Raw genomic sequence first — 22,955 nt, forward strand, 5'->3', positions numbered from 1 at the left:
GCCGGGTTGTGAACTCGGGGCCTGTGTTCCCGCGGGACGCACGAACGGCTTGTGCGTCACCTGCTGTGCCGCTTGCGTCACCGCCGTATAAGCCTGCGTGATAGCGGAATCGGTGGTGTTGCAGTGCGCGATGAAAGCGCCGACCTTACCTTCGAAATCCGGCTTGAAGACCTTCGCCAGCCAATCCTGACACCGTCCCTTGAGACGAGCCCCGTAGCCTTCGGAGCCGCTGTATATTCCGAATTCACCGAGCGGATCCTCGGCGAAGGAGAAAGTGGCGCCGAAGGATCCACCAGGTTTCTGATCGGGGAATATGTCCTGCAACCGGCTGATAATCGTGCCGTCCGAGAGACCCATGCTCGCACCGGAAATGATCGTATCGACCTGGGCGGGAGTCTTACCGCCGCTCAGCACACCACCATCACCGACCAAACCCTTGACGAAATTCGCCTTGTCCTGAACAGTGCTGCGCAGGCCGGGAATGGCCGCATTGATCGCATCCATGAGTGCCCGGGACTTGGTCTTGTCATCCCCGGCCTGAGAAAGCTGCTGGCGGAACATATCCTGGGCGGAATTGGACGCCGTCCCCTGCCACAATGACGACATCTGTTGCGACAAGCCGGTCTGAGTACTCCACTCCTGGTCGACGTCCTTCAGAGCCGATTGCAGACCATTCGCAGTCGTAGTGAGCTTGTCCAGGTCCATGCCGCGTTGCTCGTCGTACCGCGCATAGAGGAAATCGAGATCGTGCCCCCCGTAGTATCCGCCGTAGGCGCGCTTGTACTCCTCGATGAACTGCGCGAAATACTGCAATCCGCCGGCGGCGTCGTCCAGCATCGCATCGACACTCTGTGCCATCAGGCCGCCCCCCTATCGTGAATCGGTGCGGCAGAGCACATTCGATCGGTCCGCATCGGTGATGTTCTCCGCATCATGAGGACACATTGCTGGTGACGTTCTGGGTATTGCCGGCGTTCACCGCATCGGTGTCGGTGTACGCGACATTCGCCGCGCCGACGGCGTCGGCCAGCGCACTGGCAGCCGAACCCCAATCGGTCATCCATTTGCCGATCTCGGTCAGCGCGTCATTGATCGTTTTTCCCTGCGCGGCGTAGTTCCGGCCGGCCTCGGGGCCTTTCGGATTGTTCCCGGCGCCCCACATGTTCCCGGTGACATTCTTGACCGTCCCCGTCACCGTCCCCGCGGAAGACCGCACCCGCTCCGCGAACTGCCCGAGCTCGCCGGTGCTGACACCGAGATTGTCACCCATCGTCGTCCCTCCGCTCCCCCCGGACTCGGTTCCATGGTGCCCAGGTGCTGCCGTCTACTCGATTGGACGCAACCGGACCGCGTTCGGTTCCCTCCGAACATCCGGCCTGCTCGCGCGGTGGTGTGGGCGCGCACCAGCCGGTGTCGTCCGGGAAAATCTACTCGGTGCGCGGAAGGCTCGACAAGGCGTACGCCGCCATCCACTGCGGCCGCACCGGACCGCGGGACCCCTACTTGCCGATATGCCCCTGCTCGGTGCGCACCCACTCGGACGTGCCGTCGGTGTGGTGGTGGAACTCCCACGCGGAGTAGTCGCCGTCGTTGTCCACGACGGTGAGGTGATCGGCGAAGCCGTCGTGGTCCAGATCGGACCAGACATCAATGGAGTGAGGGCCCTGGACGCTTTCGGAGTCGGGATGGCCGTGGCCGGTGAGGTCCTGGGTGGGGTGGTGCAGTTCTACCGCGCCCAGGCCGCCGAGGTCGGAATGCGCGTCGACGTCCGGCATGTCCAGACCTGGCAGGTCGCCCGAGTTGACCATGTACGGCTCCTGGGAAAGGGGTGTGCGGGACGGGATGCGGGTTCCATCCTGACATCCTCCTGGGGTGCGGCGCACCACCTGATCCCGATTCCTGGAGATAACCCGTGTAATTCATCGCCACGGCCTCGGAGCGATGCCGCCCCTCGTACAAGCGGTGACGGTTCAGCGAGGCTCAGTCGCGCGGGATGACCACCCACAGCACCAGGTAGACCAGGATGTGCGGCCAGGGCAGCAGGGGCATTGCCCGCATCGGGGCCAGGACCGATCCACACCCTGATTTTCGTGCCCGCTGTCTCAGGGTGCGCGACCCTGAGCACCCCATCGAGCCGGGGCGTACGTCACAGCGACGTCGGATGCGGTCCCGGAGACCGCGCACGGCACACTCTTATCGTGATCGAGCACAGCGTGACACCCCGAAGCCACGGCACAGACGGTCGATGTGGACGGGGTGCGACAGTGAGCGAGCTTGCGAGCGAACCGTGGGCACTGCGCGACGCGCGCGCGACGAAGCCGAGCGCCTGCGGGGTGGAGTCGTGAGCGCCACCCTGCACGCCCGCGGCCTGTCCGCGGGGCACGGCGAGCGCATCCTGTTCAGCGATCTCGATCTGGTGCTCGCACCGGGCGATGTGATCGGGCTGGTCGGGGTGAACGGGGCCGGGAAGTCGACGCTGTTGCGGATGCTCGCCCAAGGGTCCGCGCCGGACGGGGACATCGCGCTGAGCCCGCCCGATGCGACAGTGGGGTATCTCGCGCAGGAGCCCGAGCGGGTGGACGGCGAGACGGTATTCGACTTTCTGGCTCGGCGCACGGGAGTCGCTGCCGCGCAACACGTCATGGACGATGCCGCCGAACGGCTGGGCGACGGCGGCGAAGACGAGTACTCCCCCGCCCTGGAACACTGGCTGGCGCTGGGCGGCGCGGATCTGGACCAGCGGGCGCAGGAGGTGGCCGTCGAACTGGGCCTGACCGACACTCTGCCGAGCGGTTTGGACACCCCGATGACGGGACTGTCCGGCGGACAGGCCGCGCGGGCGGGTTTGGCGTCGGTGTTGTTGTCCCGCTTCGACATTCTGCTGCTGGATGAGCCGACCAACGATCTGGACCTGGATGGACTGGCCCGGCTGGAGCAGTTCGTGACCGGCGTGCGGGTGCCGCTGATGGTGATCAGCCATGATCGAGAGTTCCTGGCGCGCACCGTGAATCGGATCGTCGAACTGGATCTGGCGCAGCAGCAGGTGGGTGTGTACGACGGCAGCTACGAGTCGTATCTGGCCGAACGCGAGATCGCCCGCCGCCACGCCCGCGAGGCCTACGAAGACTATGCGGACACCAAATCCGGCCTGGAGGGCCGCGCGCAAATGCAGCGCAACTGGCTCGAGCACGGCGTGCGCAATGCCCGGCGCAAGGCGAAGAACGACTCGGACAAGGCCGGTCGCAAGATGCGCGCCGAATCCACCGAGAAGCAGGCCTCCAAGATGCGCCAGACCCAGCGGCGCATCGAACGGCTCGACGTGGTCGAGGAACCGCGCAAGGAGTGGGAGCTGCGGATGGAGATCGCCGCGGCGCCGCGCAGCGGTTCGGTGGTCGCCACGATGTCCGGCGCGACCCTCACCCGCGGCGAGTTCACGCTGGGACCGGTGAGCGCCCAGGTGGATTGGGGTGATCGCATCGTGCTGACCGGCGCCAACGGGTCCGGAAAGTCGACGCTGCTGGCGCTGCTGCTGGGAAAGATCGCGCCCGACAACGGAACCGCGACGCTCGGCTCCGCGGTGGCCGTGGGCGAGGTGGACCAGGCCCGCGGGCTGTTCCGCGGAAACGCCACCCTGTCGGACACCTTCAGCGCACAAGTGCCCGACTGGCCCGACTCCGAAGTGCGCACCCTCCTGGCCAAATTCGGCCTCCGCGGCCCCCACGCACTACGCGCCAACGACACCCTCTCCCCCGGCGAACGAACCCGAGCCGCCCTGGCCCTACTCCAAGCCCGCGGCGTGAACCTGCTTATCCTCGACGAACCCACCAACCACCTGGACCTGCCCGCCATCGAACAACTCGAACAAGCCGTCGAATCCTTCACCGGCACAATGATTCTCATCACCCACGACCGCCGCATGCTGGACAACGTCCACGCCACCCGCCGCTGGCGGATGAACAACGGCCAACTCATCGAAGACTGATCAGGGCTTGTGCCACACCAGCAGATAACGCCAGAACACCAGCCGGCGTACTCGCACGCCCGGAAGTAGATCGGTGCCGATTCGCCGGACGTCGCGTGTGGTCAGCGGCGGATCCACTACCACCGGCATCGCGGCGTGACTGGCATTGAACGCGTACCAGGGCCGTCGCGTCAGCACACGCAGCAGGTAGAACACGACCCCGAACACCCACTGCCCGAGCAAGGCGAGCGGCTCGACGAGCCAGTCCCCTCTGCCGATCCGGGGCAGCGCGACGACAGCCAGCACCCCTCCGGGTCGGAGTGCACCCGCCAGGACCGGCAGCACCGCTTCGAGCGAAACATGGTGCAGGGCGGTATTCGACACGATCCCGTCGTATCCCGTTTCGGGCAGCGGATATTCGAGCACATCACCAAGGATGCAGGTGACATTGCCAGGCACACGCCGCATCGCCAGCTCGATCATCGCCGGCGACAGATCGATCGCGTCCACCCGCTCGACCCGCCTCCCCAATCGAGCCGCGAGAACGCCCGCACCACACCCGACATCCAGTACCCGCCTGCATCCGCGCGGCAACCGGCGAATCAGCGCTCGCTGATAGAAGGCGTTGTGATCCCACGAGAGCCGGTGCATCACACCACCCTGCCAGCCGATTCCCGACGCTGCTACCCGCCCGACGGCCACGGTGCGAGCGATGAGAGGCGGCCTGGCCGTCCCCTCGAAATCCGGCAATCCCGGCTCGGGCCTGGTCGATTTCTGAAGGCTTCCTGACGATGTGCCGATACTTCTCGGACGATACAGCGCTGGTGCGGCGATCGTCGCTACTGTCGCGAGCGGAAGACCTCACCGGATGGAAGGAAACCTGGCGAACATGTCGTTTCCGCCGCCACCGCCGCCACAGTTGACGAGCTCCGGGAATTCGGGGCAGGGGCATGGGATCGCCTTGCTGCACGGGTGGCTGCCGATCACCGTCGAGGTGGTGGCGATCGTCGCACTGGTGGCCGCCGTCGGGTGGCGGACCGGGCGGTGGCGGCTGGTGAGCGTGCCGGCGGCGGCCGTGGTGGGGCTCGTCGTGGCGTTGTGGGCGCGGTGGCTGACCTATGACCAGGGATGGGCCGGTACGAACGATCATGCGCCGGTGCGGCTCTGGTGGTTGGTGGGGACGCTGGCGGCGGGGGTCGTGGTGTTGGTGCTCGGCTGGCGTTCGGCGCGTTGGTGGCGGCGGCTGGTTTCGGTGGTGGCGATCGTCCTGGTGGGGGCCAGTGCCGCGCTGACGGTCAATCAGTGGGTCGGGTACTACCCGACCGTGCAGGCCGCCTGGGCCGATGCCACGGCAGGTGCGCTGCCGCAGCAGGGCTCGTTGAATTCGCTTGCCGCACTGCGCAACACCACGGTCACGGGCGGCAGGATCGTGCCGATCACGACTCCCGGCAACGTCAGTGGCATGCGGCACCGCACCGAATACGTGTACCTGCCGCCCGCCTGGTTCCACGGCAGCACGCCGCGCCGGCTTCCCGTGGTCATGATGATCGGCGGCGAATTCGCGTCTCCCTCCAACTGGATTCGCGTCGGTGGCATTCTGCCGTCCCTGGACGCCTACGCCGAGGCGCACGGCGGCTGGTCACCGATTCTCGTATTCCCGGACACCGGTGGAACTTTCACCAACGACACCGAATGCGTGAACGGCCCCCGGGACGACAGTGCCACCCATCTCACTGCCGAGGTGGCGCCCTACGTGGAGAAGACCTTCGGCGCGGCGACCGATCCCGCGAACTGGGGTGTCGCCGGATTCTCGATGGGCGGCACCTGTGCGATCGATCTGGCCGTCATGCACCCGGAACTGTTCGGCGCGTTCGTCGACATCGCCGGGGACATCGGACCCAACGCGGGGGACAAACAGCAGACCATCACCCGGCTGTACGGCGGAAACGCCGCGCAGTGGAAGGCCTTCGACCCGCGGTCCACCATGGCCGCGCACGGCCCGTACCGGGATACCAGCGGCCTGTTCTACACCTTCACCAGCAGCGGAACGGCACATATCTGGAGCGGTACAGCCGTGCCCACAGCGGCCCACGACAAGACCCGCGGCCTGGCCGCCCAGTCGCGCGCGGCCGCCGCCCTGTACACCGAAGCGCACCGGGTCGGCATCGACTGCGCGATGTACTCCTCCCTCGGCGCGCACACCTGGAACTCCGCCGCGATCGCGTTCCAGAATGCGATGCCGTGGTTGTTCGGCCGGGTCGGCAATCAGCCTGTCAGCACCTGATGACGCGTGCTCACCGGACCTGTTCGACCGCCGCGTAGACGGCACGCAGGATGCGCTTGTGGTCCGCGTCGGCCTGCGGCGGGTAGTGGAACCGGCGGCGCAGAAACGCGTAGGACAGCCCGTTGCGGGGGTCGGCGAACGCTTGTTGTCCGCCGGCGCCACTGTGCCCGAAGGCGCCCGCGCCGAGGCTCGGATAGATCTCGGACACCGGATGAAAACCCACCGCCCAGGCCTTTTCCTGCCGCAGTACGAGATCCCAGCCGACGCATTGGATCTGGCCGAACGCGGCGACGGTGTCCGGTGTGAGCAGAGGGGCGATGCCATCGATGGGGACGATAGCGGCCGAGTAGAGCTTGGCCAGATCGCGAGCGGCGCCGACGGCGCCGAACGAGGCTGGGCCCGCCGATCGGACCACCTGGAGGTTCGGCAGCTCCCACACCTCGTGGTTGTCCGGGTGGTGGCGGTTGAAGGCGATGCCGCTGAGGCTGTTCGGTGCGGTGGCGCTCGCGGCGAGGTCGCGCAGCCGCTCCGGGGTGGCCACCATGGGCTGGGCGGGCAGGAAGCGGTGGTCCTGGTCGGCGGGCAGGCCGAAGTGCAGGTCCAGCTTGAACGGGTCGCGCAGGTGTGTCGCGAACAGGCTCTGCACGGTCTGTCCGGTGGCGCGGCGCACCACCTCCCCGCTGAGCGCTCCCATCACCAGCGCGTGGTAGCCGGAGGCGGTCGCGGGCCGCCAGAACGGCCGCTGCGCGCCTAGCCGCTCGGCGACGAGTCGATCGTCGGCCAGTTCGGCCATGCTGAACCCGTCGGTCGCCCCGGCCAGGCCGGACTGATGGGAGAGCAACTCGCGCAGCGACAACTCACCCTTGCCGTGTACCGCGAAGTCCGGCCAGTAGTGGCCGACCCGCTGGTCCAGATCCAGCACACACTGCTGGACGAGCAGCGCGACGACCAGGTGAGCCAGGCCCTTGCTGACCGAATAGGTCCCCAGCAGCGAATCACTCGCGGCCTCGGCGCCCGCCCAGAAATCCACCACCGGGTCGCCGTGGTGATACACCGCGACCTGCGCGCAGAGATCCGCACCTTCCGCGTCCAGGATCGCCTCGAACACCTCGCGCACGGGCTCGAAACCGTCCGCGACCGTGCCGCGCACGTCATTCCCTCTCATCGGTACTCCTCCACGACACGCTGCCGACTCTCGAACAACTCCCACGTTAACCTATTTAGTGACCAATGGAAACTAATTACGGGAAAATTCCGAATCACCGGCTAGGGCCGTGCACGAACGCGCCGGCGTCGTACTATTCGGGCATGTCATCTCCGGTCGGAGCGCGTCGGCCGCCGGGCCGCCCGGCGCAGATCAGTCGGGAACTGATCGTCGAGGCCGTGTCCTCGATCGAGAACGTCGACACCCTGACCATGCGCGAGCTGGCCGGGAAGCTCGACGTCACCCATAGCGCGCTCTACCGATGGGTGAAGAACCGCGACGAACTGTTCGATCTCATCAGCGAGGTTCTCGTCGATCGAATACTGCGGCGCGAGGAGCCCGAGGACGCGTCGTGGCAGCTCAGGCTGTCACTGATCGCGCGGCGCATCCGCGATCAGTTCCTCGCCGTGCCCGGTTACGCCACCCACCTCTCGCGCCCCCACGCGCACACCGCCCACTCCACCGCGCGGCTTCGTGCCGCGATCGTCGCGGTGTTCGTCGAGGCCGGGGTGGACGCCTACCTCGCGGAGCAGAGCTACTACATCTTCATGACCTCGATAGTCAGCTGGATAGCGGTCGAGGAGAACCCGGTGCACCTCGGTTCCAGCGCCCCGCGCTTCGACCTGTTCCTCGACACCCTGCTCCGGGGACTCCCGGCCCGGGAACCCGGGACCGAATAGCCCTGAGCCGCCGGACGATCCGCGCTCAGGTGCCTTTGATGGCGGCGATGAGGGTGCGGTTCGCGACGGTTCTGGTGGTGACGATCTGGGTGAAGGTGTGGGCCGGCTTGCCCGGGCTCTGCTCGGTGAGACGCACCTCCCACTGGGTGCTGTCGGTGCTGCCGCTGGTGATCTGCACGCAGTAGCGCGTGCCCGCCGGAACCTGGTCGATGCCGCGCTGAATCTCGTCGGCGGAGTTGATGTCCGAGCCGTCGGCCACGACCGCACGGGCGGCGGATCCGGACCGCTGCACGTAGTAGGCGCGTTCGAAGGCCAGGATGGCGTCGGGGCCGTTGCTGGTGCCACCCGGATCGGTGCCCGAGACGACATCGGCGTCGCGGCGCTGCTGACAGTCCGGGGTCGCGATCGCATTCGGCTGCGCGGCCGGGCTCGCGGACGGCGCCGCGGCCAACGTCGACTGGCTCAGCATTCCGGGATGGTGGCGCTTACCGGTGTGCAGCACGGTCAGGATCACCGAGACGACCACGATCGCGACGCCGGCCATGATCACTACGCTGAGTATCTTGTCGCGGTTCGGCGCCTCGCCCCGGGGCGCGCGGGCGCGACGCAGCCGGGTGCCGGGGCTGCCGCCGGAACGGTCGACGATCGTCGGGACCAGATCGGCATTGTCGGGCGGCCCGTAGTCGTATTCGCGGACGGTCAGTCGCGGCGGCTCGGGATTCGGTCGCGAATCCGGTTGCGGTGCACCCTGTTCGAGCCATTCTTCCCAGCCGCCGGAGTGATCCCCGGTCCCGGGCACGGGTAACGGGCCGGGCCGCGGGCCCGCAGGCCGGCTGCGCCGACGCGCGCCGCGTCGCGCCGGACGACGCCGCGCCGGGCGGCTCGCCGATGGGCGCAGCATCGGGAGGCCCAGGTCGAACGGGTTGTCCTGATCCGGGTCCGGTTCGTCGGAATCAGATCGCGTCATCGCCGAAATCGCCGATGACGGCCGCGGGGACCATCTCCTCGACGGCGGCCGGGGCGGTCACGCCGAGCTGGCCGTCGCGCGGTCTGGTGGCGTCACCGCCGGACGAGGGCGGCAGCGCGAGCCCCGCGGCAGGGCCCGGCCCGGGCTGCGGGGCGGGGGTTTGCGGCGCGGGAGCCGGATCCGGTGCGGGCGCGGGTGACGGCGCGGGCGGGGGAATGCTGGCGCCGGGCGTCGGCGGGTTCACGCTCGGCGCGGGGATGGACGGGACGGACGGCGTGGACGGCAGGACCGAGCCGAGCCCGGTATTGCCACTGCCACTACCACTTCCGCTGCCACTACCGGCGCCCTGGCCCTGACCGCCGCCGAAGTTGAACATCGCGGGCGAGGCGCCGGAACCGCTGCCGCTGGCCGCGGGATTGGTCGCCTGCTGAACCAGCTGCGGGATGACCTGTTCGGCCACCTGCGCCCCGGACTGGATGGCGTTCTCACCGACCTGGGCGATCTGGTCGATCAGCTCGTTGCCGAGGTTGACGCCCGCGCTGATGCCGTCGGAACCGAGGCTGACGCCGGCGTTGATCAACTGCTCCTGCAACTGCAGCTGAGCGGCCGTGGCCGGATCGAGCGGGGTGCCGTTCGCCACCGTCGCCTGCGGGGCCGTATTGGTGCTGTTGTCGGGGGTGTAGTTGCCGTTGGGCGAGTAGCTGCTGTTGTCGGACGTATCGTTCGAGAAGTCACTCGTGGAGGTCGGGGTGTAATCCTGCGACACATCGCTGAGGTTGGCGGGGGTGGTCATGGTAAGCGGGCCCATCGCGGTCAGCTTCCGCGTATGCCCGTCCATTTCGGTCTTCGCGGAGTTCACCGCGGTGATCGCCTCGTGCAGCGCCTGTGAGGCGCGGGCGATCACGGCGTCGGTGTCGGGCGCGGCGTTCGCATTGCTCAGGATCGCGCGCGAATCGTGGCGGAAGCTGGAGATGATGCCGTCCACCCGATGTGCGGCCCGGGAACTGGTGCCCTGGGCGTCGGTCAGAACAGCCAGATACTCCGGCCCGCGATCGGAGATGTCGCCGATCTGGGTGCGGGTGGTGCGCAGCGCCGGGACGGCGGCGTCGGCGGCAGGACCGGTCCAGGTGGACTCCAGGGCCTGCACACCGTCGCGGTGCGGCGCCTCGGTGTCGGCGGCCTGATTGGACGACGTGGTCAGCGCCCGGACGATGGACGGATCGGGAACACCGACGCCGCTGCCCAGCGAGGCCCGCAACTGCAGCAGCGGCTGCACCAGCCGCGCGACAATGGGCGGGTCGACGTTCGGGTCACTGGATACGGGCGTGGGTTTGGCGGTATTCGTCGCGACGGGTCGCCGCCTGAGCCCGGTGCCTCGCCTCATGCTGCATCCTTTCTGCGTGACCGGAAGCCCCGCGCGGTGACGCAGGTTGCCACCTCCGGAGCCGCCTCGCTCATACGAGCGTCTGTCCCACCTTGTCGATAGCGGTGGCCGTATCGCTGTCGGACTGCTGCACATCGGTGTTGTAGCCGCGCAGGACCTGCCCGTAGGTGTAGACCAACTGGCCCGCGGTCGACAGCGCCTGCACATGATCGGAGACCGCGGCGGTGAACGCGGCGGTGAAATCGGCGCCGATCTCGCCCAGATCGACCGCCAGTTGCTCCGGATTCACGGCGCCGCCCGCGGAGACGGCCGCGGAGGCCAGTTGCTGCGACACGGTGTCGGCCACGGTTGTATAGGCGGTCATCGCCGCCGGATCCAGCTTCAGCGCGTCCACTGTTCCCCCTCACGGAAATCAAGCTCTCGCTGTCGCATCACGATTCACGTCCACCATACGTGTGATCCTCGCGCTGCGCGCTTCGATCACACCGATCATTCACCGAAAGTCCAGTCCAAGCACACTGCGACCAGTAAATCAGGTATGACGCGGAATCCCGGTCACACCGCCGCGACCCGCTTGGCCAGATCGTCGGCGAGCTGACGGGCGCGATCCGGATCCGTCGCCTCGACCATGACACGGACCAGTTGCTCGGTTCCGCTGGGGCGCAGCAGGACCCGGCCGGAATCGCCGAGAATGCGTTCCGCGTCGGCGACCGCGTCGCGGACCTCGACGGCCTCGGCGACCGCGGCCTTGTCCGACACCGGGACGTTGACCAGCACCTGCGGGACGCGGGTCATCACGGATGCGAGTGCGGCCAGACTATCCCCGGTTTCGGCCATGCGCGCCATCACCCGCAGCCCGGTCAGCAGGCCGTCGCCGGTGGTACCGAACGTCGGGAACACCACATGCCCGGACTGCTCGCCGCCGAGCGTGTAACCGCCGCGGCGCAGCTCCTCGAGCACGTATCGGTCGCCGACGGCAGTGGTGTGCACCGCGATTCCCGCCTCCCGCATCGCGATGTGCAGGCCCAGATTGCTCATCACCGTGGCGACCAGGGTGTTCTCGGCCAGCTCACCCTTGTCGCGCATGCCGAGCGCCAGTATCGCCATGATCGCGTCGCCGTCCAGGATCGAACCCGCCGCGTCCACGGCCAGGCAGCGGTCGGCGTCGCCGTCGTGGGCCAGGCCCAGATCCGCGCCGAACTCGCGCACCGCGCGCTGGACCTGGTCCAGATGTGTGGAACCACAACGATCATTGATGTTGACGCCGTTGGGCTCGGCGTTGATCGCGATGACCCGCGCGCCCGACTCCCGGTATGCGGCCGGACCCACGTCCGAGGCCGCGCCGTTCGCGCAGTCCACCACGACGGTCAGCCCGCTCAGATCGCGGCCGGTGGCCTCCACCAGATGTTCGACGTACCGCTCGTGCGTCCCGGCCAGGCTGTAGTTCGCCTCGACGTGCCCGTCCGCGCCGGACTGACTCAACACCCGGCCGATGTCCCGGCCGGTCGGGCGCGCGAAGGTCCGGGCGCGCACCAACTCCTCGATGCGGTCCTCGACCACGTCGTCGAGCTTGCGCCCGCCCGGGGCGAAGATCTTGATCCCGTTGTCCGGCATCGGATTGTGCGAGGCGGAGATCATCACGCCGAGACTGGCGTCATAGACCGCGGTCAGGTACGCGATCGCGGGCGTGGGCAGCACACCCACCGACAGCACGTCCACCCCGGCGGAGGTCAGGCCGGCGGTCACCGCCGCCTCGAGCATCTCGCCGCTGGCCCGGGGATCGCGGCCGACCACCGCGACCGCCCGCGCGCGCCCCCGGCCGATGACCTGTGCCGCGGCGGCCGAAACATGGAGTGCCAGTTCCGGGCTCAGTGTGTCGTTGGCCAGCCCGCGGACTCCGTCGGTGCCGAACATACGTCCCATACAACTGCCCCTAGGTCTTTGGTTCCCACGTCGCGAAGCGGGCCGCGAACGTCGTGTCGTGCAATGGGCATCCGCGGGTCTCACGGGTTACCGAGTTCGTGGCGAACTGCCACCCTGGATCGTCGTCGCCGCCGTTGGCGTCGTGCCAGCCTAACCAGTGTGCTGGGATAACGTGCGATATCAGTGACGTGACAACACCGCGTCCCGATAGCACGAAAGCAGGCGCCCAGGAAGGACGCCTGCTCTTGGACTGACACCGCCAGATACCGCGAGGGCCCAGCCGATCCGGCACTCCAGAAGTGCCGGACGGGCGGGCCCGCACGGTGCAAGATCAGCGCTTGGAGTACTGCGGAGCCTTGCGGGCCTTCTTGAGGCCGTACTTCTTACGCTCGGTCGCACGCGGGTCACGAGTGAGGAACCCGGCCCGCTTCAGGGCGGGACGATCCTCGGGGGTGACCTCGATCAGCGCGCGGGCGATGGCCAGGCGCAGCGCGCCGGCCTGACCCGACGGGCCGCCGCCGTGCAGGCGGGCGTGAATGTCGAACGCCTCGACGCGCTCGACGGTGACCAACGGGGACTTCACCAGCTGCTGGTGCACCTTGTTCGGGAAGTAGTCCTCGATGGTGCGGCCGTTGAGTACGAAGTTGCCGCTACCCGGCACCAGACGCACACGAACCACGGCCTCCTTGCGGCGGCCGACGGTCTGCACCGGACGGTCGATGACGATCGGGGCGGCCGCGAAGGTGGCGAATTCGCCCTCACCCTCGGCCTCGTAGCCCTCACCCTCGTCCACGATCTCGACGGCCGCGTCCACGATCTCGACAGGCGCGTCCTCGACGACGTCCTCGTTGAATTCCTCGGGAGCGGTCACTGGGCCACCTGCTTGATCTCGAACGGAATGGGCTGCTGGGCCGCGTGCGGGTGCGACGGGCCGCCATAGACCTTGAGCTTGGCGCCGATCTTGTTGCCGAGCTTGTTCTTCGGGATCATGCCCTGGATGGCACGCTCCACCAGGCGCTCGGGCCGGGTCTCGAGCAACTGCCCGACAGTACGGGCCTTCAGGCCGCCCGGGTACCCGGAGTGGGTGTAGAGGTTCTTGTCCTGCCGCTTGTTGCCGGAGACGGCAACTTTGTCGGCATTGATGATGATGACGAAATCGCCACCATCGACGTGGGGCGCGTAGGTCGGCTTGTTCTTGCCCCGCAGGATGTTCGCAGCCTGCACGGCGAGACGGCCGAGCACTACGTCAGTGGCGTCGATGACGTACCACTTGCGGGTGACGTCACCCGCCTTCGGGCTGTACGTAGGCACAGATCTTCCCTGTCTGTCGTGGTGTTCTACCGGCCAGGCGAGCGATCGAGCGATCCGGCGGCCAGCTGAGACCCGGGACTCGTGGGACATCTCGTGGAATTCTGTGAAATCCGCGACGTACCGCACGCCAGCTGACAACGGTACCAGGCAGGACGGGCCGGGCCGTAATCGGCCCGGACGCCCTGTCCGGTCGCGTGACGAGCACCGGACCGCGGCTCGTCAGACGTGTATGGGCGGGCCAGGATCGAAACCGTCGGGCACGGCCGGGACGATATATCGCAGGTTGCCGGTGCCCGTCCGCGTGCATTCGTCGCCGCTCGGCTCGATCCCCGGGCCGGGCTGCGCGCTGGCGTTGGGGATCGCCAGGCAGTCCGGCAGGATCCTGGGCACGCCGGAGACCGGTTCGATCCCGGATATGGTCGCGGTCGCTCCGGCGAGCGCGGCCGGGTGGGCCGCACCTCCCGTGCTCGCTTGGACAGTCCCCGTATGTATCGCGAGGGCGGCCAAGGCGGCCGCCCCCACGATCGTCGGCGCGCCGAACAGGTTGTCCTTGACCTTGTTCCACATCTGACCGGACCGCATCGGCGCATCGGCGGCCGGTTCTCCGCTGTATTTGAACGTGTCGGTGGTATCGGCCGGCGAACTGGGCCGCTGCGTCCCGCGCCCACCCATGGTGGCGAAATCCGGAGGAACGTTCGACACCTGGTCACGCGGGACTCGGACGGTCGTGTCCTCGTCGTCGTCATCGGGCGCCGCATGCCGCGGACGCTGGTCGCCAGGGCGCGCGACCGGCTGCTCGGCCGGCTCCGGGCCGCGCCAGCCGTGGCGTCCGCCGCCCTCGGCCTCGCTCATCACCGGATAGTCGCCCGTGTCGGGTCGCGCACTCGACTGCGTCGGCGGGTTCGCCGAACCCTGTGTGCTCTGCCCGCCCGGACCGGTATGGGAGACCTGCCCACCCCCCGGATTCACCGGACGACCCTGATCCGGCGAACGCGGCGGTGTCGCGGCTTGACCCGGCCCCTGCGGCAGCGGAGCCGGGCCGCCGGGCCGCGCCGGTTCCGGGCCGTACCCCTGGTCGGGACCCTCCTCCGCATATTCACTATCGGTAACCAGCAGATGCGCCGCGCCCAGGACCAGGGCGTGCATCGGATGGTCGGCCACGTGCAGGCGGTGACCGAGGTGGTTCTGGAACGCCAGCCGCAGCGCGTCGTTGAAGCACACGTTGCCCGTCAACAGCACGGTGGAGGTGTCGGAGCCGATCGAGCGGGCCGCGGCCATGACCTCGATCACCACGTTGTCGGCGTGGTGGGCGTCGCGCATTGCGTCGGCGGAGATCGGCACGCCGACCGATTCGGTGGGCTGTTCATCGTCGCCGTTGACCGATACCACCAGGCAGACCCGGCCGTCGGAGTACACGCCGGTGGCGCCTGTCGCCCTGCGGCCGGGCTCGGGCGGGGCGACCAGCCCGATCGCCCGCACGTACCCGGACAGCGCCACCGACTCCGGTAACGGCTCGCACACCACGTCCAGCTGCTCGACCAGGCGCACGTACTCATCGATCTTCTCGTCCGGCCAGTCGTCCGGATACGGCAGCGCGACCACGTCGGGCTTGCCGCGTACGTATTTGCCGATCGAGGCCAGCGGGTTGTACAGCCGCGCCCGGAACACCAACTCGGTCGGCCAGGTGGCGCCGGCGATCCGGATCTGCCGATGACCGAGGATGTCGCGCACATCGGACACGGCGATGCCCAGATCGGAGCGCCCCTTGTCGGCGCCCGCGGTATGCAGGCGACCCGACGTATCCGCAAGCAGATACGCGGGCGGTGTATAGGTCCCTTCCACCTGGACCGGTCGGATCGGCATGCCACCGCCGCCACCGGCCACGGACACCACATCCCAGCCGAGATGTACTGCCCCAACTCGAGCCGTCACGCCCACAAGTGTGCCTTCTTCTCGAGCGACACGCGCGACTGGGCGGGTTTATTGCCTGGTCGTCGCCGTTTCGCAGGGTGCTTTACAGTGTGCTGCCGACCGGTCATGGTCTCGAGTGTCAAGTGGTACCCCCTCATTTCACGCTGCCTGCGTGGCGGCGCAGCCGCCACCATGTGATCACCGACAGAACTACGCCGAGCGCGACCAGCATCCCGATGTCCAGAGACCAGATGCCGGTCGTGTGCTTCCACAGGGAGTCGCGCGCCGCGGTGTGGTCCAGCGGCTCGAGGGCCGGGAGATTCACCGTCGCCGCGCCCGCGCCGAAACCCCAGCGCGCGGGGAACAGCCACGACAGCTGCTCGAGCACCACCCGGCCGGTGACCGGGATCATGCCGCCCGCCATCACCAGCTGCACCATGATCGCGACCACCAGCAGCGGCATCACCTGCTCGCTCGACCTCGCCACCGAGGAGAGCACCAGACCGAGGATGACGCAGCAGACCGCGGTGACCGCGATGTCGATATAGAGCTCCACACCGCCGGACGGGATCAACGCGCCGCCGACGGGCGGCTTCTTGCCGATCAGCACGATCGTCACCAGCACCGCCGACTGCACCAGCGCCGCACCGCCGAATATCATGATCTTGGCCGCCAGATACGACCCGGGCCGCAGCCCGACCGCCCGCTCACGGCGGAAGATCGGCCGCTCGCCGACCAGATCCCGCACGGTCAGCGTGGATCCCATGAAGCATCCGCCGAGTACCAGCACCACGAGCAGCTGCGAGGTCTCGACGCCGCCGACGGGTGTGAATATCGTGCCCCCGTGCCCGTCGCTGGTCTGCGCGAGCGGGCCCATGGCCAGCCCGTTGCGGCCGGGCACCACGAGGGACAGCACGCCGAGCACGAATGGCAGGACCGCCAGGAATATCAGATATCCGCGGTCGGCCAGGATCAGCCGGAGCTGGCGCCGTGACAAGGTCGAGAACTGTTTCCACGCGCTGGATTTCGGCGGTCGTCCGGTCTGGCCGCGGGGTGCGGGCGGCGGAGGCGGCGGCACCGCGGACTGTTTGGAGCGATAGTTCGCGAAGGCCCGGTCCGGATCCGCCGCCACCCGCGCGAAGATCTCGGCCCAGTCGCTGGTGCCCAGGAACGCCCCGACCCCACCGGGATGCCCGAAATAGGCGGTCTTACCGCCCGGCGCGAGCAGCAGCACCTGATCGCACATGTCCAGGCAGGCCACCGAGTGGGTGACCACGACGACGGTGCGCCCGGCGTCGGCCAGCTCGCGCAGCATGGTCATGACCTGCCGGTCCAGCGCCGGGTCCAGGCCCGAGGTCGGCTCGTCCAGCAGCAGCAGTGCGGGGCCCGTGAGCAGCTCCAGCGCCACCGAGGCGCGTTTGCGCTGACCGCCCGAGAGACGATCCACGCGGGTGTCGGCGTGTTCGGTGAGCGAGAGTTCCCGCAGCACACCGTCGATGACATGGCCTCGGTCCTCCTTGGAGGAGTCCGGCGGGAGACGCAGCTCGGCGGCGAAGCCCAGGGCCTGACGCACCGTGAGCTGGCGGTGCATCACGTCGTCCTGCGGGACCATGCCGATACGGCTGCGCATGGCCTCGTATTCGGCGTGCAGGTTGCGACCCTCGAAGACGACGACGCCCGCCGAAGGATGGGCCAGGCCGGCGATGAGGGTCGACAGCGTCGACTTGCCGGCCCCGGACGGGCCGATGAGCGCGGTCAGGGTACCGCGCCCGGCCTGCATGTTCACATCGATCAGCAACTGTTTGTTGCCCTCGACCGTGAAGCCGAGGCCGTGCACTTCCAGGCCCTGTTCGGCCACGGGCCTGCGGCGCAGCACGAGCGTGCCGTCCTGCACCAGGAAATCGACGTTGCCGATCGTGACGATGTCGCGCTCGCGCAAGACGGTTCGCTGTTCGCGGCGGCCGTTGACGAAGGTGCCGTTGGCCGAGCCCGCGTCCTCGAGCACCAGTCCTTCCTGGCCCCTGACCAGGCGGGCGTGCCGTCGCGAGGCCAGCGGGTCGTCGACCACGATCTGGTTGTCGCCGGTGCGGCCTATCGTCAAGCCACCGGCGGGAATTCGGTCGGCGCGGGTGATCGGGGCCGTGGATACGCGCGCCCGCATCGGTGGCAGGACGGAGGCGTCGCCCTTGATGGTCAGGTTGCTCTCCGGAGCTCCGGCCGGGCGCTGAGATCCGCCCTGCCCCGGGACCGGGCGATCCGGCTGACCGAATCCGTGGCCCGGGGTGGCCGATCGTCCCTGGGACGCACCCTGGCCCGACGCCCCGGCCCGCCCCGGCGCCGCACGCCGGGCCTGATCCTGAGTCCGAGGTACCGCGGGAAGCGGTCCGGACCGGGCCGGCGGCTGTGCGGGTTGACCACTGTGTCGCGGGACGGCCGGACGTTGCGCGGGCGGCGTCGGCGGCCGCGACGGAATCGGGGGCAGCCGGCCCGACGGCGGCGGCTGCTGCGCCGGAGGCCACGAGGGCTGACGCTGCCCGGGAGTCGGGGAGGACGGTCGATCCTGCCGGCGCTGGCCCTGCGGCGGTGTCGGCGGGCGCTGGGCCGGAGCCGATGGCGTCCGGCCCTGCGCGGCGGCGGGGTTGCCCTGGGGCAGCAGGTGTAGCAGGGGGCCGGTGGCCGCGTCACCCAGACGGACCAGCGTGGGCTGGGCGATACGCACGGAACCGCTCACCCGCTGCGCGTCCACGAACACACCGTTCGTACTTCCGTTGTCGGCCAGGATCCACGCGTTACCCTGCCAGCTGAGTGTCGCGTGCACACGGGAAACCAAAGGGCTGTCGACGAACAACGTCACCTCCGGCGCACGGCCGATGGTGATCTCTTGCCCGGCGTCGAATCCCCGATCGATTCCCTCATGGCGCACTGTGATCTTCTGCGCCCCCGGTGATGACATGTGCCGGATACTATTCGAAAGCTCGGACTCGGGGAGAGCCCATTTAATGGACGGCCGCCGAACCATCCGGGCGCACAAGAGCTCGTCCAGGTACATCGCGGAGGGGGTACGCGTGGTCAAGCGCCATGTGATCACGGCGTTCGCCGCGTTCGGTGTGGTGGCGCTCGCGCTGTCGGGTTGCACGGCCACCGTCGAGGGCCGGGCGGTGTCCATCTACGAGGATCCGTTCCGGGTGGCCGGGCTTCCCACCACCGACGGGCCCAGCGGACCGCGCCCCGGCGTGACCGACAGCACGCTCACCGCGATCGGCGGGACCGGCGACGACCCGGACCGTCTGGCCCTGGACGCCGTCGCGGACATCCAAACCTATTGGCAGGGCGAATATCCCAAGGACTTCACCGGCGCCTTCGCACCGGTCGCGAAGCTGTACTCCTGGGACGCCACCTCTGCGCAGGTCAGCCAGTTCTGCCACGAGTCCACGACGCATGTGGCCAACGCCGCGTATTGCCGGCCGGACAATTCGATCGGCTGGGACCGCGGCGTGCTGCTGCCCTCGATGCAGCGCGACTTCGGGACGATGGCGATCGTCATGGCGCTGGCCCACGAATACGGCCACGCGGTGCAGACGATGGCGCATCTGGTCGACGCCAAGACGCCGACCATCGTGAAGGAGCAGCAGGCCGACTGCTTCGCCGGGGCATTCATACGCCATGTGGCCGAGGGTGATTCGAGACACTTCACGATCAACACCTCGAACGGGCTGAACAGCGTGCTCGCCGCGACGGTCGCGATCCGCGACACCGACCCGCAGAACCCGGAGTCGGTGCACGGTTCGGCGTTCGAGCGGGTGAGCGCCGTGCAGATCGGTTTCACCGACGGCCCCAAGGGCTGTGCGGCCATCGATATGCGGAACGTCGAGCGGCGCCGCCAGGGTCTGCCGCAGTCGTACGGGGACGATCCCGATCACGGTGAACTGCCCATCACCAAGGACAGTCTGACCGAACTGGGCAAGGCGATGGAATCGATCATGCCGATCGCGAACGAACCCACCTTCGATTATCTCGGCGCCAGGCTCGGCTGCAGCGACGCGGCGGATACCGTACCGGTCACCTACTGCCCGGCGACGAACACCATCGGCGCCGACGTGCCCGCCCTGGCCGCCCGCGGGGCGACGGATACCGGTGCGGCAACCGGCTTTCCGATGCACGTCGGCGGGGATTACAACGCATACGTGGTGTTCGTGTCCCGATACGCCCTCGCGGTACAGCACGATTCGCGTCAACCGCTGACCGGGGCCAAGACCGGACTGCGCGCGGCCTGCCTGTCCGGTGTGATCACCGCCGCGCTCGGTGATCCGGCGCGCAGCGTGGTGAACGGCGATATCGCGCTGTCCCCGGGGGATCTGGACAAGGCGGTCTCGGGTCTGCTGACCGATGGCTTGGCGGCCAGTGACGTCGCGGGAAACACTGTGCCCAGCGGATTTTCGCGGGTGGACGCGTTCCGCGCCGGGGTGCTGGGCAACGCGCAGATCTGCCGGTCGCGCTACTCGTAGGCTCAGCCGAAGGGAGTGGGCGCGGTGGGGTCCAAGCGCAGAACCCGGCCGCCGAGCATGAGCTCGGCGCCGAACGGCAGCGCCATGGGTTGATTGGGCAGCACGCGAATCCAGTCCTGGCGGCCGGGCAGGCGGACGTGGGTGCCGTTCGTGGAGCCCCGATCCGCGATCGTCACATCCCAGTTCACCAGCCGAATTTCGGCGTGGGCACGGGACATGCCGCCGGAGGTGTCCTCGATCTTGAACGGTTGCATGCCTCGCTGGGCAGCGTCGGAGTTCTGCGGATCGCGTCCGAGCACGGTGTCGGCGATCAACACGAGAGTGGTGCCGTCGTCGAGCATCAGCCGGCCCAGGGGCGGGCGCACGACCTCCGTCGGCCGCTGCGTCTGGTCCACCGGCATACCGCAGACGGTGCAGAACGCCGCTCGCGGATCGCTGGGATGTGCTCGCGCACAGACGAACCCGAGCACCCGCGTGGACAGCGAGGGTGCGCGTTCGGTCGCCTCGTCACGCCGGCTGTGCGGCGGATCGTCCGCGTCGCGCGGCGGATTCTGCGCGTCCTGCACCAGATCGTCGGCCAGCCAGTCGGGCAGCGGCGGCGGACCGGAACCGACCAGTTCGGTGGCGCCTCCGTATATATCGGGTACCGGAACACGGCCGGACGCGGGGTCCGGCGCTCGCCCGGACGCCGACGGGTCGTCCCCGGCGGCCATGGGCGGCGGCACACTCGCGGCGTCTGCGGGCGCCGTAACGGGTAGCGGCACACTGGGATCGGAGGGGCGGGCCAATTGCGTACGATCCAAGCGGGGATTCGCCGCCGCGGGCGAGACCGGTTGCGGCCCCGTGGTGCTCGACGCGTACGCCTGTCCTTGCGGCTCGGTGCCGGTCGGCTGCGCGGTGGATCCGGCTTCGGCAGGCGCCTCATCCCGGTCGCGGGCCCGCGAGCGCCGCCCCTCGAACCAGACGATCGCTCCCGCGGCGGACGCGACGCCTTCGACCAGCGAACCGATTCCCCGCTCGGGCAATTCGGGATCGCGCCCGGTGTCGACGACTACCGCCACGGCGCGGGCGGGCGGCTCGGCCACGTGATCGACGCTGAAGACGGCGTCGGCGCCGCGCAGGTATTCGACGCCATCGTCATGCACCAGCATCGCGGTGACCGCACCGTGCAGAAATATCGCCACCGCACCGGATTCCGCGCCCGAGACGATGCCCAGATCGGTGGGCGCACCCGAATCGGCCCGGCTCGTCAGCCAGTTCGTGGCCTCACGGGCGATGATCCGTCCCGGCCCGGCGGGCGCCCGCTCGGCCGCCTCGAACACCACCTGCGAGAGCGCCTCGGCAACCTCCATCGCGGCGGAATCGTCTCGCACCGGTCCGTTCTCACGATGGCCGACGACCACCACGACTCCGGCCACCCGGACCACCACATGATTGCCCCCGACAACCTCGACCTGCCGATCCCTCAACGGAATCGGCTCCGGTCACACACGGTCGTCACACGATCAGCGTAGAGCACCGTGCCCGCGCCCGGAGACCGCCCGCCGAGGCCCGGAGTCCGGTAACTTTGGGATCAGTCTGTCTCCACCCGAACGGGGGCTCGGCGATGTTCTGTCCGACACGCCGCGTACGCGTATCGCTCACGGCGGCCGCCGTCGCCGCGCTCGTGACCGCATGCGGGGTCGCGGGAACGGCCGTCCCGGGCGAAATCGACGTACGCACACTCGATGTCGGCAGTTACGCCACCGTCAAGCACGCCTATGCCCAGCCCGCCGGCGATAACGGCGCACTGGTGGAGGGCATGCGCATGTCGCGGGCGGTGATGCCGGCGATGAAGATCGATCCGTCGCTGTCGGTCGGCGAGGGTGGCCGCGTGGTAGCCGGCGACACCGAGGCCACCGCACGGCTGCTCGCCGAGGTGTCCAAGCCGATCCTGGACCAGGAGAACATGATCACCGGTTATACGGTCACCGGCGCGGACCGAGCCGACCTGCCGGGCACCGACATCCCCTCCCCCGACGCCACTTCGGTCACCGACTTCGTGATGCGATTCCCCGACGACGACAGTGCCACGCGGGCCGCGCGCGAACTCGATGATGTGGACTTCGCCGTCGACCCCACCGAAAACGTCAAGCTGGCATTGGACCAGTATCCGACGGCCTTCATCCACTGGCGTCCCGGCGTGCCCACTATCGGAACCTTCCTGGCGCATCGGCAATTCGTCATCTCGTTGTTCGTCGAGCGCCCCCAGCCGAACAGCCAGGACCTGCTGGATTGGGTGCGCAAAACGCTCGACGCACAGGTGCCCGCGCTGGACGCCTTCCAGGCCACGCAGACCGGCAAGCTCTCGAACCTGCCGATCGATCCGGACGGTCTGCTCGCCCGGGCGGTGGTGCGGGTCGGCGCACCGACCACCCCGGACCGGGACGTCTTCGCCGCCTACGGGCCGACCGATTTCATCGAGAACGCCGAGGACGCGGCCGGACGGCAACGCCTGGTCGACGAGACCGGCCTGGACTCGATCGCCGTCGCCGATTCCAGCACGGTGCTGCGCGTACGCGATGCCGCGGCGGGAGACCGCCTGATCACCGGGCTGATCGCCGGGTCGAGCAACACCTACGATCCGATCTCGGCGCCCGTGCGGGTTCCGGGCGCGAGGTGCCTGCAGCTCAACAGCAAGGGCGACGCGACGCGGCAGAGCCAATTCCGCTGCTTCGTCACGCACGGGCGGTACGTCGAGGTGGTCGTCAGCGACGATCAGTCCGATGTGAACCGCCGTGCCGCGGCGGCATACGCGCTGCTGGCGAACAGCATGTGAGCCCGGC

19 protein-coding genes are annotated in these 22,955 nt (G+C 68.6%); 5 read left to right on the forward strand and 14 right to left on the reverse strand.

All coding sequences use genetic code 11. The features are described from left to right. The 3 genes from JZ791_RS03500 to JZ791_RS03510 form a co-directional block, all read right to left on the reverse strand. Positions 1-858, reverse strand: an 858-nt coding sequence (locus tag JZ791_RS03500) for a hypothetical protein (protein WP_216892667.1), incomplete at its 3' end; no start/stop codon positions are given. Between the two features lie 73 nt (positions 859-931). Further along, complete coding sequence (locus JZ791_RS03505; protein ID WP_216892668.1) at positions 932-1,270, reverse strand: type VII secretion target; 339 nt, start codon at positions 1,268-1,270, stop codon at positions 932-934. A gap of 229 nt (positions 1,271-1,499) precedes the next feature. Further along, positions 1,500-1,808 (reverse strand): DUF6802 family protein, encoded by a 309-nt coding sequence (locus JZ791_RS03510; protein ID WP_216892669.1) that lies wholly within the window; start codon positions 1,806-1,808, stop codon positions 1,500-1,502. Positions 1,809-2,341: 533 nt separating this feature from the next. Here JZ791_RS03510 and JZ791_RS03515 point away from each other — a divergent pair. Next, positions 2,342-3,982: an ABC-F family ATP-binding cassette domain-containing protein gene (locus JZ791_RS03515; protein ID WP_216892670.1), complete on the forward strand. Its 1,641-nt coding sequence runs from the start codon at positions 2,342-2,344 to the stop codon at positions 3,980-3,982. Here JZ791_RS03515 and JZ791_RS03520 read toward each other — a convergent pair whose 3' ends face one another. Beyond that, on the reverse strand, positions 3,983-4,612 hold the full coding sequence (locus tag JZ791_RS03520) for a class I SAM-dependent methyltransferase (RefSeq protein ID WP_216892671.1): 630 nt from the start codon (positions 4,610-4,612) through the stop codon (positions 3,983-3,985). 238 nt (positions 4,613-4,850) lie between these two features. On the opposite strand from JZ791_RS03520, the gene JZ791_RS03525 reads away from it, so the two are divergent. Continuing rightward, positions 4,851-6,245: an alpha/beta hydrolase gene (locus JZ791_RS03525; RefSeq protein ID WP_254205167.1), complete on the forward strand. Its 1,395-nt coding sequence runs from the start codon at positions 4,851-4,853 to the stop codon at positions 6,243-6,245. Positions 6,246-6,255: 10 nt separating this feature from the next. Here JZ791_RS03525 and JZ791_RS03530 read toward each other — a convergent pair whose 3' ends face one another. Next, on the reverse strand, positions 6,256-7,410 hold the full coding sequence (locus JZ791_RS03530; RefSeq protein ID WP_216892673.1) for a serine hydrolase domain-containing protein: 1,155 nt from the start codon (positions 7,408-7,410) through the stop codon (positions 6,256-6,258). 143 nt (positions 7,411-7,553) lie between these two features. Between JZ791_RS03530 and JZ791_RS03535 the strand changes: the two genes are divergently transcribed. Then, positions 7,554-8,129 (forward strand): TetR/AcrR family transcriptional regulator, encoded by a 576-nt coding sequence (locus tag JZ791_RS03535; RefSeq protein ID WP_216892674.1) that lies wholly within the window; start codon positions 7,554-7,556, stop codon positions 8,127-8,129. A gap of 25 nt (positions 8,130-8,154) precedes the next feature. On the opposite strand, the gene JZ791_RS03540 is transcribed toward JZ791_RS03535, so the two are convergent. The 8 genes from JZ791_RS03540 to JZ791_RS03575 all read right to left on the reverse strand — a co-directional run bounded on the left by JZ791_RS03540 (position 8,155) and on the right by JZ791_RS03575 (position 18,578). Beyond that, a complete protein-coding gene (locus JZ791_RS03540; RefSeq protein ID WP_216892675.1) occupies positions 8,155-9,096 on the reverse strand; it encodes a DUF8176 domain-containing protein in 942 nt (313 codons plus the stop codon). Then, positions 9,083-10,480 (reverse strand): hypothetical protein, encoded by a 1,398-nt coding sequence (locus JZ791_RS03545; protein WP_216892676.1) that lies wholly within the window; start codon positions 10,478-10,480, stop codon positions 9,083-9,085. Before JZ791_RS03545 ends, JZ791_RS03540 begins: the two co-directional genes overlap by 14 nt. 70 nt (positions 10,481-10,550) lie before the next feature. Further along, positions 10,551-10,874, reverse strand: a complete 324-nt coding sequence (locus JZ791_RS03550) for a hypothetical protein (RefSeq protein ID WP_216892677.1) — start codon at positions 10,872-10,874, stop codon at positions 10,551-10,553. A gap of 161 nt (positions 10,875-11,035) precedes the next feature. Continuing rightward, on the reverse strand, positions 11,036-12,403 hold the full coding sequence (gene glmM, locus JZ791_RS03555; RefSeq protein WP_216892678.1) for a phosphoglucosamine mutase: 1,368 nt from the start codon (positions 12,401-12,403) through the stop codon (positions 11,036-11,038). Positions 12,404-12,734: 331 nt separating this feature from the next. After that, on the reverse strand, positions 12,735-13,274 hold the full coding sequence (gene rpsI, locus JZ791_RS03560; protein ID WP_438804478.1) for a 30S ribosomal protein S9: 540 nt from the start codon (positions 13,272-13,274) through the stop codon (positions 12,735-12,737). Beyond that, a complete protein-coding gene (gene rplM, locus JZ791_RS03565) occupies positions 13,271-13,714 on the reverse strand; it encodes a 50S ribosomal protein L13 (protein ID WP_216892679.1) in 444 nt (147 codons plus the stop codon). The genes rpsI and rplM overlap by 4 nt, the downstream gene beginning before the upstream one ends. Before the next feature lie 219 nt (positions 13,715-13,933). After that, a complete protein-coding gene (locus JZ791_RS44705) occupies positions 13,934-15,646 on the reverse strand; it encodes a hypothetical protein (protein WP_254205168.1) in 1,713 nt (570 codons plus the stop codon). 133 nt (positions 15,647-15,779) lie between these two features. Further along, complete coding sequence (locus JZ791_RS03575; protein ID WP_216892680.1) at positions 15,780-18,578, reverse strand: FHA domain-containing protein; 2,799 nt, start codon at positions 18,576-18,578, stop codon at positions 15,780-15,782. A gap of 112 nt (positions 18,579-18,690) precedes the next feature. Between JZ791_RS03575 and JZ791_RS03580 the strand changes: the two genes are divergently transcribed. Beyond that, a complete protein-coding gene (locus tag JZ791_RS03580) occupies positions 18,691-20,130 on the forward strand; it encodes a neutral zinc metallopeptidase (protein ID WP_308162754.1) in 1,440 nt (479 codons plus the stop codon). Positions 20,131-20,132: 2 nt separating this feature from the next. On the opposite strand, the gene JZ791_RS03585 is transcribed toward JZ791_RS03580, so the two are convergent. Further along, positions 20,133-21,599, reverse strand: coding sequence for an FHA domain-containing protein (locus JZ791_RS03585; RefSeq protein ID WP_216892681.1), 1,467 nt, complete (start codon positions 21,597-21,599; stop codon positions 20,133-20,135). 137 nt (positions 21,600-21,736) lie between these two features. Between JZ791_RS03585 and JZ791_RS03590 the strand changes: the two genes are divergently transcribed. Beyond that, the gene (locus JZ791_RS03590) at positions 21,737-22,948 is read left to right on the forward strand and encodes a DUF7373 family lipoprotein (RefSeq protein WP_216892682.1); all 1,212 of its coding nucleotides are present in this window, start codon (positions 21,737-21,739) and stop codon (positions 22,946-22,948) included. The last annotated feature ends 7 nt before the right edge of the window (positions 22,949-22,955 follow it).

It is taken from the genome of Nocardia alni (assembly GCF_019038435.1).
Classification (GTDB): domain Bacteria; phylum Actinomycetota; class Actinomycetes; order Mycobacteriales; family Mycobacteriaceae; genus Nocardia; species Nocardia alni.